At 70.3% G+C, this 13,830-nt stretch carries 14 protein-coding genes; 8 read left to right on the top strand and 6 right to left on the bottom strand.

Annotated elements, in window-relative coordinates; translation table 11 throughout:
* The first annotated feature begins 50 nt into the window (after positions 1 to 50).
* The 3 genes from ABD134_RS09605 to ABD134_RS09595 all read left to right on the top strand — a co-directional run bounded on the left by ABD134_RS09605 (position 51) and on the right by ABD134_RS09595 (position 2,375).
* Positions 51 to 503 carry a VOC family protein gene (locus ABD134_RS09605; RefSeq protein WP_344228959.1) on the top strand — a complete coding sequence of 151 codons (453 nt, stop codon included), beginning with the start codon at positions 51 to 53 and terminating at the stop codon, positions 501 to 503.
* A 77-nt stretch (positions 504 to 580) separates the two neighbouring features.
* On the top strand, positions 581 to 1,396 hold the full coding sequence (locus tag ABD134_RS09600; RefSeq protein ID WP_344228957.1) for a helix-turn-helix transcriptional regulator: 816 nt from the start codon (positions 581 to 583) through the stop codon (positions 1,394 to 1,396).
* Positions 1,397 to 1,484: 88 nt separating this feature from the next.
* Positions 1,485 to 2,375, top strand: coding sequence for a VOC family protein (locus tag ABD134_RS09595; RefSeq protein ID WP_344228955.1), 891 nt, complete (start codon positions 1,485 to 1,487; stop codon positions 2,373 to 2,375).
* Positions 2,376 to 2,380: 5 nt separating this feature from the next.
* Here the strand turns inward: ABD134_RS09595 and ABD134_RS09590 are convergent, their stop codons facing one another.
* Complete coding sequence (locus ABD134_RS09590; protein ID WP_344228953.1) at positions 2,381 to 3,058, bottom strand: DinB family protein; 678 nt, start codon at positions 3,056 to 3,058, stop codon at positions 2,381 to 2,383.
* Between the two features lie 217 nt (positions 3,059 to 3,275).
* Here ABD134_RS09590 and ABD134_RS09585 point away from each other — a divergent pair, with 217 nt between their 5' ends.
* Positions 3,276 to 4,301 carry a DUF368 domain-containing protein gene (locus tag ABD134_RS09585; RefSeq protein ID WP_344228951.1) on the top strand — a complete coding sequence of 342 codons (1,026 nt, stop codon included), beginning with the start codon at positions 3,276 to 3,278 and terminating at the stop codon, positions 4,299 to 4,301.
* Positions 4,302 to 4,336: 35 nt separating this feature from the next.
* Here ABD134_RS09585 and ABD134_RS09580 read toward each other — a convergent pair whose 3' ends face one another.
* Positions 4,337 to 4,792 carry an NUDIX hydrolase gene (locus tag ABD134_RS09580; protein ID WP_344228949.1) on the bottom strand — a complete coding sequence of 152 codons (456 nt, stop codon included), beginning with the start codon at positions 4,790 to 4,792 and terminating at the stop codon, positions 4,337 to 4,339.
* An 84-nt stretch (positions 4,793 to 4,876) separates the two neighbouring features.
* Positions 4,877 to 5,767, bottom strand: a complete 891-nt coding sequence (locus ABD134_RS09575) for a PhzF family phenazine biosynthesis protein (protein ID WP_344228947.1) — start codon at positions 5,765 to 5,767, stop codon at positions 4,877 to 4,879.
* Positions 5,768 to 5,797: 30 nt separating this feature from the next.
* Between ABD134_RS09575 and ABD134_RS09570 the strand changes: the two genes are divergently transcribed.
* On the top strand, positions 5,798 to 6,439 hold the full coding sequence (locus ABD134_RS09570; protein WP_344228946.1) for a maleylpyruvate isomerase family mycothiol-dependent enzyme: 642 nt from the start codon (positions 5,798 to 5,800) through the stop codon (positions 6,437 to 6,439).
* On the opposite strand, the gene ABD134_RS09565 is transcribed toward ABD134_RS09570, so the two are convergent.
* Together ABD134_RS09565 and ABD134_RS09560 are read right to left on the bottom strand one after the other, a co-directional pair.
* A complete protein-coding gene (locus ABD134_RS09565) occupies positions 6,394 to 7,095 on the bottom strand; it encodes an NAD(P)H-binding protein (RefSeq protein WP_344228945.1) in 702 nt (233 codons plus the stop codon). The genes ABD134_RS09570 and ABD134_RS09565 overlap by 46 nt on opposite strands.
* Positions 7,096 to 7,210: 115 nt before the next feature.
* Positions 7,211 to 8,017: a LysE/ArgO family amino acid transporter gene (locus ABD134_RS09560; protein WP_344228943.1), complete on the bottom strand. Its 807-nt coding sequence runs from the start codon at positions 8,015 to 8,017 to the stop codon at positions 7,211 to 7,213.
* A gap of 70 nt (positions 8,018 to 8,087) precedes the next feature.
* On the opposite strand from ABD134_RS09560, the gene ABD134_RS09555 reads away from it, so the two are divergent.
* Together ABD134_RS09555 and ABD134_RS09550 are read left to right on the top strand one after the other, a co-directional pair.
* The gene (locus tag ABD134_RS09555; protein WP_344228941.1) at positions 8,088 to 9,032 is read left to right on the top strand and encodes an ArgP/LysG family DNA-binding transcriptional regulator; all 945 of its coding nucleotides are present in this window, start codon (positions 8,088 to 8,090) and stop codon (positions 9,030 to 9,032) included.
* Between the two features lie 166 nt (positions 9,033 to 9,198).
* A complete protein-coding gene (locus ABD134_RS09550) occupies positions 9,199 to 10,116 on the top strand; it encodes an aspartate dehydrogenase domain-containing protein (RefSeq protein ID WP_344228939.1) in 918 nt (305 codons plus the stop codon).
* Here ABD134_RS09550 and ABD134_RS09545 read toward each other — a convergent pair.
* Positions 10,113 to 10,691: a DUF2087 domain-containing protein gene (locus ABD134_RS09545; protein WP_344228937.1), complete on the bottom strand. Its 579-nt coding sequence runs from the start codon at positions 10,689 to 10,691 to the stop codon at positions 10,113 to 10,115. The two genes, ABD134_RS09550 and ABD134_RS09545, sit on opposite strands and share 4 nt — an antisense overlap.
* A gap of 123 nt (positions 10,692 to 10,814) precedes the next feature.
* On the opposite strand from ABD134_RS09545, the gene ABD134_RS09540 reads away from it, so the two are divergent.
* Positions 10,815 to 13,820: an FAD-binding and (Fe-S)-binding domain-containing protein gene (locus tag ABD134_RS09540; protein WP_344228936.1), complete on the top strand. Its 3,006-nt coding sequence runs from the start codon at positions 10,815 to 10,817 to the stop codon at positions 13,818 to 13,820.
* Positions 13,821 to 13,830: the final 10 nt, after the last annotated feature.

The raw sequence follows: 13,830 nt of genomic DNA, 5'->3' as shown, positions 1-13,830 counted from the left end.
GCGCAGGATTGGAGTCGGCCCTGGGACCACACGGTCCTAGGGTCGATTCCATGAACCAGACCAGCACGGGAATCGGCTCGAACATCTACGTCAACCTGCCCATCCAGGACGTAGCGGTCGCGAGGTCGTTCTGGACCGCGGTGGGAGTGCGCATCTCAGAGGACTACTCCGATGAGAACGCACTCGCGCTCTCCTTCAGCCCCCATGTCACCGTGATGCTGCTGACCCGGGACTTCTACGCCACCTTCCTCAACGGCAAGCCGGTGGCGGACACCCAGGCCGCCAACAGCGCGATCATCGCCCTGGACGCGGTGGCCCAGGAGAACGTGGACCCCTTCGTGGAGGCAGCCCTGGCCGCCGGGGCCACCGAGGTTCCGCCCAGTGATCCGAACCCCGCGCAGGAGATGGTGGATGCCGGTCTGATGTACGGGCGCACCTTCACGGACCCGGACGGCCACCAGTGGGAGATCCTCTGGATGTCCTCGGAGATGCCCTCCGGCTGAACGGCCACTCGGGTCAGGCCGGATTTGGAGCACGTGACATGATGACATCAACTGTGGCCCGCCACCACACTAGGTCCGTGAAAGACCAGCGTGGAGAGCACGAGGCCGCCGCGCAGCGGGCTGCCCGGTTCATAGCTGACCATGCCACCGAGCCCATCACCGTAGCGGACATGGCCGATGCCGCTGGCTACAGCCAGTTCCACTTCACCCGGATGTTCGCCGAGCGGTTGCATGTCACCCCCAACCGCTTCCTCGCCGGAGTCCGGTTCCACCGGGCCAAGGAACTACTCCTGACCGAGGACCATTCGGTGGTGGACATCTGCCACGAGGTGGGATTCTCCTCCCCCGGTACCTTCACCCGTCGTTTCCGTGACGCGGTCGGCGTGGCCCCTTCGGAGTTGCGCCGCCTCGCGGACACCCTCACCACCACCACGCTTTCCCCGTTCGCCGTGCTCCCGCCCGGTATCACGGAGGCCGACCTGACCGCAGGGATGCCGAATCCCACCACCGGTCAGCTCGGGACTGTCCACGGCACCGTCCGCCTGCCGCCTCACCTACGCGGCGGCCCGGGACTGGAGTCCTTGGTCTGGATCGGCTTCTACCCGGCTCCGTCCCCGGCCGGGCTGCCGGTGACCGGAGTCCTCCGCCTCGGCGAAGGCTCGTTCCGGTTGCCCCTGGTCTCCTCCGCACCGTGGCTGCTGGCCACGGCCGTGCCGGCCACCGCCGAACCGGTGGAGCACCTGGCCAACCCTCGACCCGCCGTCGGCGTCCATCCCCAGCCCCTCACAGCCTCAGCCACCGTGGAACTCAGCCTGAAGGTCGCGGCCCCCTGGCAGTTCCCGATGCTCAGCGCGCTCCCGTCGATGATGCCCCACTACCGCTCCCTCGCCTGAACCGTCCGCATCGCGCCCGACCAGCCGGCCGCACCACCCAGCCGCATTCAATCGACCCCACCACCCTGCGCCACACCAGGAGACCGCCATGACCGAGAACGCCGTCCCCACCTCCGGTACCCCCCGCTATCCCGAGTCGACCGCCATCACCGCCGGTTCCCCCGTCTGGGTGGACCTCGGCGTCCCAGACCTCGGCGACGTCCAGGGCTTCTATCAGTCCCTGTTCGGCTGGGAGTTCGAGGACATGGGCCCTGACTTCGCCAACTACCACATGATCACCCGCAACGGTGCGCCCGTGGGCGGGGCCATGTCCCAGATGGAGTCAGACGCCGACCAGCCCGCCGCGTGGACCGTCTACCTCAAGAGCGACGACATCGAGAAATCCCTGACGGACACCGCCGCGGCCGGCGGCAGCGTGATCGTCCCCGCCATGCCGATGCCCGGACTCGGTTCGATGGGCGTGGTGATCACCCCTGGCGGAGAGGGCATGGGCATCTGGCAGGCGGACGGCTTCGAGGGTTTCGTCCTGGACGGCGCCGTCGGCGCCCCGGCCTGGTTCGAGGTCATGAGCTTCGACTATGACGCCGATGCCGAGTACTACCGGACGGTCTGGGGATGGGAGCCGACGCTACTCGGGGAGAATGGCGAAGAGGCCGGTGCGGATGCCGGCGCCGTTCCGAGCGAGCAGCCGGGGGAGGCCGAGGAGGGTGGTGAGGGTGGACGCTACGCCAACAACCACCCGGGGGAGACCGCAACGGCCGGGCTGTGCGATGCCCCCCGCGACTGGTTCCCCGAGGGCACCGACTCCTACTGGCGCCCGTACTTCATCGTCGAGAACACCGATGCCGCCGCAGACGTGGTCCGCGCGCAGGGTGGAAGTGTGCTGGACGGCCCGATGGACACGCCTTTCGGACGCCTGGCCACTGTGGCCGATCCGGCCGGGGCCACGTTCCAGATCTCAGAGCTACCGGCCGGGTAGCGAACTCACGTGGTGGGCGTTTTCGGCAGCGTGTCCGGCGCGTCCGCCGCGATCTGCCGCAGCCGCTCGTGGTAACCGGCCCACCAGACCTCCGGAGCACCGTCAACCTCGCCGGGGAGGTTGGAGTTGCCAGGGGCCAGTCCCGCGGCACCGTCGAGCAGTTCCCGCAGGATGTCCACGTGCCCCAGGTGCCGCTGGTACTCGGCCACCATGTGCACCAGCAGCCGGCCGAGCGTCACCGTTCCGTTCGTCCACCACGGCACGGTCCCGACGGCGGCCAGGTCCAGCCGGTCAATCGCCGCGTCAGACGCTGCGGCGCAGCGGTCCGCGAGCGCGAAGACCCACTCCACCGATTCCTCGGCGGTGGCATACATGTCCGCGTTGGGCTCGCAGTCATCATCGAACCATGGCATCTCGATCCCGGAGGGCAGGCCGAAGCAGTCGGTGAAGTACTCGACCTCCACCGAGCAGACGTGCTTGAGGACTCCCAGGAGGTTTGTGCCGGTGGGGGTCATGGGGGTGCGGAGCTGACGCTCCGTGAGCCCCTCGAGCTTCCAGCGCAGGTTACGGCGGGCGCTTTTCAGGTACCAGTGCAGGACGGCCTTGCTCCCACCGTCAGCCTCCGCGCCGGTGGGCGGCGCGGATGGCGCATCTGTGGGCGAGGGCGGCGGCGCGTCAGTCATGGGTGACATGGTCCCACCTGTTGGAGAATCCGACCAGTACCAGGATCGGTACACTCAGGACTTCGCCCATACCGCCGTCCGCGACCCGCAGCGACCCACGGAGTCCCACCACCTCATGTCCAGTTCCGAACACACCCCCGCGTCCGATCCCGTGCCTGCAACCGCACGCACCTCCGCATCGGAATCCTCTGAAGCATCCACGTCAGCCGCGGGATCCGTGACCACCCCGGCAGCCGGACCCTCCATTCCGGCCGAGCGACCGACGTCGTTGCTGGGCAACCTCGTCCGCGGAGCACTGATCGGAACCGTGGAGACCGTTCCTGGTGTCTCCGGCGGCACTGTCGCGCTGGTGGTGGGCATCTACCACCAGATCATCGACTCCGCGGCGCACGTGATCTCCGCGATCCGCCGGCTCATCACCGGCCCGGACCGCGCCGCCGGGATGCGGGAGCATCTGGCTCTGGTGCACTGGAAGGTCGTCCTTCCGGTGGCCCTCGGCATGCTGATCGCCGTGTTCACGGTGGCCGGCCCCATGGCGGATGCCATGGAGAACCACCCGGTGCAGATGCGTGCCCTGTTCTTCGGCATGGTCCTGGCGTCCGTGGCCGTGCCGGTGCGGATGATGCTCCAGGGGCTGACCACGGAACGGTTCAAGGCCGTGGCGTCCGGCCGCGATCCCGCTGGAGTCCGGTTGCGCGCAATCCACGTTGTCGCGGGCCTCGGGGCCGCCGTGGCCACGTTCCTGCTCGTCTCCCTGCCGCCGGCGTCCGTGGAGGCCAACCCGTTCGTGCTGGTCCCGGCCGCCATGGTGGCGGTGTCCGCCCTCGTGCTGCCGGGACTCTCCGGCTCATTCCTGCTGCTGACCTTCGGACTCTATGAGCCGACCCTGCGCGCCGTGGACGAGCTCGATCTCGCCTATCTGGGCGTCTTCGCGCTCGGCATGGTGCTGGGCATGGTCTTGGTGGTGAAGCTGCTGAAGTGGCTCTTGGACCACCGCCACACGGTCACCCTGGCCGTGTTGAGCGGTGTCATGGTCGGCGGTCTGCGCACCCTGTGGCCCTGGCAGGACGAGAGCCGGGCATTGCACGCCCCCGGCGAGGGCGCAGGCCTGGTGGCGCTGCTGTTCCTGGCCGGCTTTGCGGTGGTCGCCGTCCTGCTCCTGGTGGATGCGAGGATGCAGAAGCGGTTCCTGCGTGAGCACGGCCAGCACGGCCCAGCCGACACGGGGACAGCAGGAGCCTGATTGGCGCGGGGGGCTCTGAACCGGTCAGAATCGGCTCAGAACGGGCGGCGCCGCGCCAGCTCCGGGAAGACGGCCCGCAGCAGCGGCGCGATGCCGTGCCCGGCCGGGGCAACCGGGGCTGCCGGGTCCATCCAGACCAGTTCCTCGATCTCGGCATTGGCCTCTGGGACCTCATTGCGGGCCAGCGGACGCAGGAGGACGAAGACCTCCGAGTGGAGCTGGTGACCGTTCTCGTTGGCGGCCGGGGTGTTCCAGGCACCGATGTGCTCGAGGTCCTCTGGGGGCACGGCCAGGCCCGTCTCCTCCGCCAACTCGCGGATCGCCGTGTCCAACGGGGTCTCGTCGTCCTGGTGCTTGCCACCCGGGAACATGAACATGGTGGTGCCGGCCTTGCGCACCGTCAGCACCCTGCCGTCCGGACGGTACAGCACCACTGCGGCGACCTCGATCGGCTGAGGGGCGCTGACTCCGTCCGGGGCTCTGTTCTCCATTGATTCATCTTCTCGCGACTCCGCCGGATTGGCCGTACGCGCCACCGGAGGGCGTGTTGTACCGGGTGGTAGCGATGGGAGCGGCTACCCGGCCGGCAGGTGGACGGTGCCCTCGACCACGGTGACGCACTCGCCGCCCACCCAGACGGTGCCCGGATCCTGCGGGTCCCGGTCCAGGTGCACCCGGCCGTAACGGCCGAGGGCGGTCCCCTGTGAGGCGATGTAGTTCCCGGGCATCCGGCCCGTGCCCATGAGCCACTGGGCCAGGCCGGCGTTCAGGCTCCCGGTGACCGGGTCCTCGGGGCCGTCGGCGCCCGGGACGAACGCCCTGACCTCGACGTCGGCCGGGCCGGCCGAGGACGGTCCGACGAGTCCGATATCCGCCGTGATCACGCCGTCCACGCGGGCACGCAGAACCGCTTCGGCATCACGGAGCAACAGGCCCATCCAGCCGGGGCCGTTGTCCACCCAGGCCGCATCCACCAGGTCTGCCGGCTCCAGGCCGACTTCTGCCAGGGCGAGCTCCACCGCGGCGCTGTCGACTGGACCGGAGCGCACCAGGGGCGGAGCGGCGAAGGCGAGGCGGCCGGCATTGTCCCGCCGGAGCGTGATCAATCCGGCGGCGCACTCCTGGATCACCGTTCCGGCCGAGGCCGGACGACCGCCGGCGGCCAGCCAGGCGTGCGCCGAGCCGAGGGTCGGATGGCCGGCGAAGGGCAGCTCGCCACCGGGCGTGAAGATTCGCAGACGGTAGTCGGCAGCGGGATCGGTGGGCGCCAGCAGGAACGTGGTCTCGGACAGGTTGGTCCAGCGGGCGAACGCCGCCATCTCCGCCTCATCCATCCCGTCCGCCCTGTGCACCACTGCAACGGGGTTACCCGCCACGGGCTGGGCCGAGAACACGTTGACCTGCGAGAACGGGCGGGAGGACAGAGTGGGCGTCGGACGGGACTCCGGCTTCGGGGGCAGAACCATGGGCCGAGTGTAGTGGCCTAGGGTGGGAACGTGAACGCCATCTGGGACCTCATCCACACCGAGCGAGCGGCCCTCGCGGACGACCTGGCCGGACTCGACGACGAGCAGTGGCATCGGCAGTCCCTGTCTACGGCGTGGACAGTGGAGGAGGTCGTGGCGCACCTGACCGCGGGCGCCTCGACCGGCTTCTGGGCCTGGATCCGGAGCATCGCCGGCGCTGGCTTCAAACCCGACCTGCACAACCAGCGCCGGCTGGAGGAACGGCTCGGCACCACCCCCGGAGAAACGCTGGCGCAGTTCCGTCAGACCATCGACTCGACCGTCTCCCCCACCGGGACGCTGCCGGCGTGGCTCGGCGAGGTGGTGATCCACGGTGAGGACATCCGGGTGCCCCTGGGGCTGCGCCGCGCCTATTCGGACGAGGTCCTGGTGACCCTGCTCGACTTCTTCGAGTCCTCCAACTTCACGGTCCCGTCCAAGGCCCGCGCCCGAGGGCTGACGCTCGTGGCCACGGATGTGAACCACTGGGTCGGCACCGGACCCGAGGTCAAGGGCACTGCCCTGGACCTGATTCTCGCCCTGGCCGGCCGGCCGGTGCCCGCCGAGCGCTTCGCGGGCTCTGGGGCCTACGACTTCGACGCCCGAGGACACGAACCGTCCCAGCGCCGGTAGTCCGGTTCAGGCGTCCGAGACGGTGAAGCGGGTCTGGTGGTGGGACGGTTTCTGCAACTCGTCCAGGATCGCCACTGCCATGGTGCCGGCCGTGGTGTGAGAGCGCCGTCGGCGGCAGTCAGCAGGAAGTCGGTGCCGAGCTGCGGCGTGGTGGCCTTGCCCGGGGAGAAGATCATCTGCGGGGAGATGCCCACCCAATCAGCGGTGTCCACGGTCCGCAGGTACTCCAGTTGCTCCAACGCCGCCTCGGGGATGCTGATCCAGGCCTCTGCGCCCGGAGCCTGCCGGATACCCTCGATCGCCAGAGCACCGGTCTCCGGATCGGTGAGGGATCCGGCACCGAGGATGAACACGAGACGCGGCGCGGACTCTTCCATGGCCAGGGCGGCCTCCACCAGTTGCCGCACCAGCTCGTTGTGGGTCCGGGCCCGGTCTGGTGTGGTGCCGAAGGCATCGACGACGGCCTCGAAGCCGGCCAGATCCTGAGCCGTCAAGGCGAAGGCGTCCTGCTCCACCACCGCGGTGTCCGCCCCCAGCACCTCCCTCGCCTTGGCGGCGTCTCGAACGATGGCGACAGCGTCCTCGCCGCGGCGCACCGCCTCACGGTAGATCTCCTGGCCGGCCATGCCGGTGGCGCCGATGATTCCGATTCTCATGTCCCGCTCCTGGTCATTCTCGTGGGTGCTGCTGATGGGTCAACCACCAGGGCAACGCCGCACAGCCCGCGGCCATTCCCGCACCGCTTCGGGGCATGAGCACCATGGATCACCATCAGCCCAGTGCCAGTGACCCTGCAATGAAGACCATGATCGAGCCGACCACGATGTCCACGATCTTCCACGTCCGTGGCGTGTCCAGCAGGGGTGCCAGTGCCCGGACTCCGAGGCCCAGGACCAGGAACCAGAGGGCCGAGCCGGTCAACGCGCCACCGGCGAACACCCACTTCTCCGCCCCGTAGGAGTTGGCGATGGTGCCGAGCATGACCACGGTGTCCAGGATGGCGTGCGGATTCAGCAGGGATACGGACAGGGCGGTCAGTACCACGGCGAGCGCGGGCGTCAGAGCCCGCCACGGACGCGAATCACGGTGTAACGTCACGGATGGCTTCGATGGGGCCGAGACCACCGCCATCGTTTCCGTGGACGGGCCCGTGACCTGTGGGTCTCGGGCCTCCTGGCCGGCCGCGGAAAAGGTCCCGACGCCGGCTCCGGCGCCCACCAGCGCCGGCTCACCCCGTTCCTCTGGAGCCTCGGCACCCGAGCGCGTGCCGTCGTCGGGCTCCACGGCCATGCGGCGCCGGTTGCCGAAGGCCGAGCGGAAGGAGGTGTAGGCGAACCAGAGCAGATAGGCGACCCCGCCCCACTTGAGCACCTCGAGCAACCACGGCGCCCTCTCGGTGATCACGCCGATGCCTACCGTGCCCGCGCCGATCAGCAGGAAGTCCCCGAGGAGGCAGACCGCGAGCGCCAGGAACAGGTGGTCGCGCCGAATGGCCTGGCGCATGATGAACAGGCTCTGGGCACCGATGGCCACAATGAGGGCGAGGCAGGTCAGCAGACCGGTAAGGAAGATCGTCACGAAGCCACGGTAGGACGGGGCGAGTTATCCGCTCCACCTACATATCCTTCAGGGTATTAAGCTTTGCTTCATGAACACCGACCACCTCCGGGCTCTGGCCGCCGCCGTGGACGAGGGGACGTTCGACGCTGCCGCCGCGTCCCTGCGTATCTCCGGTTCCGCTTTCTCCCAGCGCATCAAAGCACTCGAGAAGGACGCCGGCCAGGTCCTTCTCACGCGTACCGTTCCGGTGGGCACCACGTCCGCCGGGGACCGGATGCTACGTCTCGCCCGGCAGGTCGCGGTGCTGGAGGACGAGACGAGGCGCTCCCTCGGCCAGGGCACCGGCGGGCGCACGGTACTGTCCGTGGCGGTCAACGCCGACTCGATGGCGACCTGGTTCGTGGAGGTGCTGCGGCAGGCGGCCACCTGGGATGACGCGGTGCTGCAACTACACCTCGAGGACCAGGAGCACACGCACGAGCTGCTGCGCTCTGGCACAGTCATCGCGGCCATCACCGAGGACCCGGCTCCGGTCTCGGGCTGCCTCTCCATGGAACTGGGCGTCATGGACTACCACGCGGTGGCGGCGTCCACCCTGCTGGACCGGTACCGCCGCGAGGACGGGTCCGTGGATTTCGGGTCTGTTCCCATGCAGGAGTTCGGTACCCGGGACAGCCTGCAACGCAGCCGGTTGGCCGCGTGGCGCGCCAGCCAGTCCGGCCGGCCGTCCGATGCCGGAGCAGGCGGACTGGGCACGTTCGGCGTGGGAACGGACGGCGCCGGGCCCCCGCTCCACCAGGTCCCCACCGTCGGCGGGTTCAACGCGGCCGTGGCAGCGGGACTGGGCTGGGGCATGGTCCCGGCAGGCCAGTTGCCCGAGGGAGTCCTGGAGGGCACCCATCCAGACCTGGTGGCCATCCCCGAACTGGGTCAGTCACGCGTGACCCTGCACTGGCAGCGCTGGTCCGCGGGAACCGAGGCGCTGGACCGCCTCACCGCCGCCGTGCAGCAGGCGGCACGCCACATGGTGTGACCGCGCAGCCGACGATCCGGCGGGCGGTCGCCTGACCACCGGACCGGCGGGACGCAACATGGTCTGAACATTCGAGGCGATGGTGTGGACTGGGAACTCCGGACGGCCCTCATGCCGGCCCAGATCTTCCCCTCTGATCTCAGACCCCACCCGCGAAGGACTCCACATGTCCCCGACCGTTCGATCCTCACCCGCCCGCGTCCTCCTGTTGGGCTTTGGCGCCATCGGCCGCCACGTCGCCACCCTGCTGGCACCGGAGCGGGACGCCGGACGGCTCCAACTGCGCGCGGCCGAGCGCAACGTGGCCACCCACGGTCACCGGACCGTCCCGGGAGTCGAGCTGGTCACCACCGGTCAGGACACCGGCTGCCCCACCTGGCCCGAGGCGTTGGCCGAGGCCGATCTGGTGGTGGAGTGTGCCGGCGTCGACGCAGCCGGTGAGCACGGCCCCGAGGTCATCGCCGCAGGAATCGACCTCGTCCTGACCAGCGTCGGAGCCCTCGCCGATCCGAACCTGGCCCGGACGCTGTTGGCCGGCCCCGGGCGGCTCTGGGTCACGAACGGGGCCATCGGCGGCTTCGACGCCCTCTCCGCGGCGGCCGACGCCGGCGGCCTGGACTCGGTCCGCATCCGCACCACCAAGCTGCCCACCTCCCTGGTCCGGCCCTGGATGGCCCCAGCAGAAGTGGAGCGGCTGCACGAACTCCGCCCGGAGGACGGCCCCTGGTCGGTCTTCGCCGGAGGTCCCACCGAGGCCATCGAACAGTTCCCCGCCAACGTCAACGTCGCCGTCGGGCTCGCGTGGGCCACGCGCGGGCGGCCGGGGGCCGACGTCGGAGTTGGCGGCGCTGATCTGCCGGAGGACGCGGACCTGTTGCGGCGGTCCCTGGAGCGAGTCCAGGTGGAGTTGGTCGCTGACGCGGCCGCCGTGCGCAGCCGCCACGAGATCCTGGCCACCGGCCCTGCCGGTCGGATCGAGCTGGGCTTCGAATCGGCGCCCAGCCCGGAGAACCCCAAGACCTCCGGCATGACAGCCCTCTCGGTGACCCGCACGATCCGTGAGGCCCTCGCCCGCCGCGGCTAGGGGATCCGGGAATCCGCCGGGATCGCGTATTCGGTGCCCGTCGCGGTCCGCTCCAGCAGGGACGCATCCACCAGGTAACGGCGCAGCATCGCCACGTCCGAGTGGAACACATGCAATCGCTGGTTCAGTTGCGCCTCCGTGAGGACCTCGTCCGCCCCGAGGGCATGGTCGCGGACCCACCGCAGCACCTCGGTGCGCTCGGCCGGCGAGGCGGGCATCGTATCGATCCGCGGCCCGCGTCCGTCCACCAGGAATCTCCCGATGCCGGCCCTCGCCTCCCGCCGACCGCCACTGGCGGGCACGATGAGGGGTGCCCGCAGGGCGTTGCCGTCCACAGTGACGGAGCCGATGTCATCCTCCGTCAGGATGCCGAGCTTCAGCCAGCCCGCCACGGACTTCTGCTCCTTGGTGGTCAGGTCCCCGCGGGCCACGGGGTCGAGGGTGCCGAGGGCTGCCCGGGCGAAGACCGTGCGGGCAGCCTCGTTGCCCAGTGCGGCGAGGATCGGCTTCCAGTCGGGGGCGGCGTCGGAGGGGTGCGGGGACGGGGCGGCGGGAGTGTTGGCTGGATCACTCATGGGACCAGTATTGCCCAAGCCCGGCACAACAGACAGGGTCCTCCACGCTTGCCCGTGTCCTCGCGGTCCGGCACAGTGCAGGGACAGGACCCGATTCCGCCCGTACCCCGAAGGGACCCACCCATGGACCGTGAGACGGACCTGGATCCGGACGCCCAGCCGACCGCACGCCACGATGACCGTCTATCTGGCGACCCGATCGCCGACCTGAGCGCCGGCCCGGACTCCGATCAGCAGGCCGGCACCGACACCGTGGTCCGTGCACTCGAACGGCAGGTACGCGGTGAGGTGCACACCTCCGCGCTGCGGCGGGCCCTCTACTCCTCGGACGCCTCAAACTACCGGATTGCCCCACAGGTGGTGGTCTGCCCGCTGGACGAGGCCGACGTCGTGACCGCCGTCCGGATCGCGGCCCGGCACGGGCTGCCCGTGACCGTGCGCGGCGGCGGCACCTCCATCGCGGGCAATGCAGTCGGGCCCGGTCTGGTCCTGGATGTGGGGAAGCATCTGCATCGGATCATGCGGATCGACGCGGAGTCCCGCTCCGCCGTCGTGCAGCCGGGAGTGGTGCTGACGGACCTGCAGGCCGCCGCGGCGCCGCACGGACTGCGGTTCGGTCCTGACCCGTCCTCGGCGAGCCGCTGCACGATCGGCGGGATGATCGGGAACAACGCGTGCGGCCCCCACGGACTCGCCTACGGACGGACCGCGGACAACGTCCGCCGCCTGCGCTGGCTCCTGCCGAACGGGCGGATCCTGGACGTGGTGCCGGGGCGCTACGCGCTGGAGCAGGTGCCCGGGCTGGAATCTTTCGTCCAACAACACCTCGAGCTGCTGCGCACCGAGCTGGGGCGGTTCAACCGCCAGATCTCCGGCTACAGCCTCGAGCACCTGCTGCCGGAGAACGGCCGCAACCTGGCCGCGGCACTCGTGGGGACAGAGGGGACGTGCGGGGTGCTGCTCGAGGCCGAGGTCGAGCTGGTACCCCGGGCCCCGGCACCCGCACTGGCGGTGATCGGGTACCCGGACATGCCCGCGGCGGCGGATGACGTCCCCTCACTGCTTCCCCATCGGCCGCTGGCGCTGGAGGGCCTGTCCGGCGAGATGGTCGAGGTGGTGCGGCGGTCCCCCGGCGGTGACGACGTGCCGGCCTTGCCGGCCGGCGGAGGCTGGCTGATGGTCGAGGTCGGTGGAGCGGACACCGCGGAGGCGGTGGCCGCCGCGGAGGCCATGGTCCGTGCCGCACACGGCCTGGAAGCGGTGGTGCTGCCCTCCGGCCCGGAGGCCGCCCGGCTGTGGCAGATCCGCGCGGACGGCTCCGGACTGGCGGTGCGGACGGCCGCTGGCGCCCACGCCTGGCCCGGCTGGGAGGACGCCGCCGTGCCGCCGGAGCACCTCGGATCCTACCTACGGGACCTGAAGGAGCTGATGGATGATCGCGGCCTCTCCGGCCTGGCCTACGGGCACTTCGGTGACGGCTGCATCCACATGCGCATCGACTTCCCCTTCGCCTCCGGTTCCTCGGAGTTCCGGGAGTTCATGGAGGCCGCTGCCCAGCTGGTGGCCCGGTACGGCGGATCCCTGGCCGGTGAGCACGGGGACGGGCGGGCGCGCAGCGAGCTGCTGCCGGCCATGTACTCGCCGCAGGCCCTGGACGCCTTCGCCCAGTTCAAGGCCCTGTTCGACCCGGCGGGGCTGATGAACCCGGGGGTGTTGGTGGACCCTGATCCGATCGACGCGGCCCTGCGCCGCCCCGCCTCCTCCGAACAGCGGGCCGCGGATGGTTTCGCCTTCGCCGATGACGACGGCTCGGTCGCCGACGCCGTGCACCGCTGCGTGGGCATCGGCAAGTGCCGGGCGGACCTGCGCCAGCAGGGCACCTTCATGTGCCCGTCCTACCTGGCCACCGGCGATGACAAGGACTCGACGCGCGGCCGCGCCCGGGTGCTGCAGGAGATGCTCAACGGCGGGGTCGTCACGCTCGGGTGGGAGTCCCCCGAGGTCCATGAGGCCCTGGACCTGTGCCTGTCCTGCAAGGCCTGCGCCAGCGACTGCCCCACCGGCGTGGACATGGCCACCTACAAGTCCGAGACCCTGCACCGGACCTATCGGGGAAAGGTGCGGCCACTGGCTCACTACACCCTGGGGCGGCTGCCGTTCTGGCTACGGCTCGCGGCACCGATGGCGCCGCTGGTCAATGCCGCCAGCCGGGTGCCGGTGCTGCGCCGAGCGATGATGACGCTGATGGGGGCGGACGCCCGGCGGTCGCTGCCGCTGCTGCCGCGGGCACCCTTCCGGTGGTCGGAGGCGGCCGAGGCGGACCCGGAGCACGACGACGGCCGGGCACCGTTCGCTGATGGCCGGGTTGCGGCGGCGACGCCCGCGCCGCACGGCACCGGCCGGCGTCGGGTGGTGCTGTGGGTGGACTCCTTCTCGGACGCCCTCTCCCCGGAGATCCCCGCCGATGCCCTGACGGTGCTGGATGCCGCCGGGTGCGAAGTGCAGGTGGTCGGGCAGTCGACCGGTGAGCAGGCCTGCTGTGGGCTCACGCTGATCTCGACCGGGCAGCTCACGGCGGCCAAGGAGAAGCTGCGCCGGACCGTGGAGATCCTGCTGCCGCACGTACGGGCGGGACGGGCCGTCGTCGGGCTGGAACCGAGTTGTGTGGCAGCCCTGCGTTCGGATCTCGTGGAGCTGCTGCCCGGTCTTCCCAGCGCTCGGGAGGTGGCGTCGGCCGTGCGGACGATGGCCGAACTGCTGACCGAAGTCGACTGGACGCCGCCTCAGGTCCGGGGCGCGGAGGGGAGGCTCCTCGTCCAACCGCACTGCCACCACCATGCCGTCATGGGCTATTCGGCCGACGAGGCGATCCTGGACGCCATGGGCTGTGACGTGGAGACCTCGTCCGGCTGCTGTGGCCTGGCCGGGAACTTCGGCATGGAGCAGGGGCACTACGAGGTCTCTGAGAGGATCGCCCGCCAGGGCATCCTCTCCAAGGCGGAGGCGGCTCCCGACCGTGCCCTGCTGGCCGACGGCTTCTCCTGCCGCACCCAGGTGAAGGACCTGGCTGGTCTCGACGGCCGCCACCTGGTCCAGGTCATCGCGGCCGCGCTGCGCGCCGGGTCCTGACCAGCCCCGG

This window comes from Citricoccus alkalitolerans (assembly GCF_039528175.1).
Classification (GTDB): Bacteria; Actinomycetota; Actinomycetes; order Actinomycetales; family Micrococcaceae; genus Citricoccus; species Citricoccus alkalitolerans.
This window is presented reverse-complemented; position numbering and strand designations above follow the sequence as displayed.

What these genes read in the sequence shown, in the direction of transcription:
- ABD134_RS09545 (WP_344228937.1), bottom strand. Translation starts at nt 10,691, where the DNA reads ATGAGTGATCCAGCCAACACTCCCGCCGCCCCGTCCCCGCACCCCTCC.
- ABD134_RS09555 (WP_344228941.1), top strand. Translation starts at nt 8,088, where the DNA reads ATGAACACCGACCACCTCCGGGCTCTGGCCGCCGCCGTGGACGAGGGG.
- ABD134_RS09605 (WP_344228959.1), top strand. Translation starts at nt 51, where the DNA reads ATGAACCAGACCAGCACGGGAATCGGCTCGAACATCTACGTCAACCTG.
- ABD134_RS09595 (WP_344228955.1), top strand. Translation starts at nt 1,485, where the DNA reads ATGACCGAGAACGCCGTCCCCACCTCCGGTACCCCCCGCTATCCCGAG.
- ABD134_RS09575 (WP_344228947.1), bottom strand. Translation starts at nt 5,767, where the DNA reads ATGGTTCTGCCCCCGAAGCCGGAGTCCCGTCCGACGCCCACTCTGTCC.
- ABD134_RS09590 (WP_344228953.1), bottom strand. Translation starts at nt 3,058, where the DNA reads ATGACTGACGCGCCGCCGCCCTCGCCCACAGATGCGCCATCCGCGCCG.
- ABD134_RS09565 (WP_344228945.1), bottom strand. Translation starts at nt 7,095, where the DNA reads ATGAGAATCGGAATCATCGGCGCCACCGGCATGGCCGGCCAGGAGATC.
- ABD134_RS09540 (WP_344228936.1), top strand. Translation starts at nt 10,815, where the DNA reads ATGGACCGTGAGACGGACCTGGATCCGGACGCCCAGCCGACCGCACGC.
- ABD134_RS09580 (WP_344228949.1), bottom strand. Translation starts at nt 4,792, where the DNA reads ATGGAGAACAGAGCCCCGGACGGAGTCAGCGCCCCTCAGCCGATCGAG.
- ABD134_RS09550 (WP_344228939.1), top strand. Translation starts at nt 9,199, where the DNA reads ATGTCCCCGACCGTTCGATCCTCACCCGCCCGCGTCCTCCTGTTGGGC.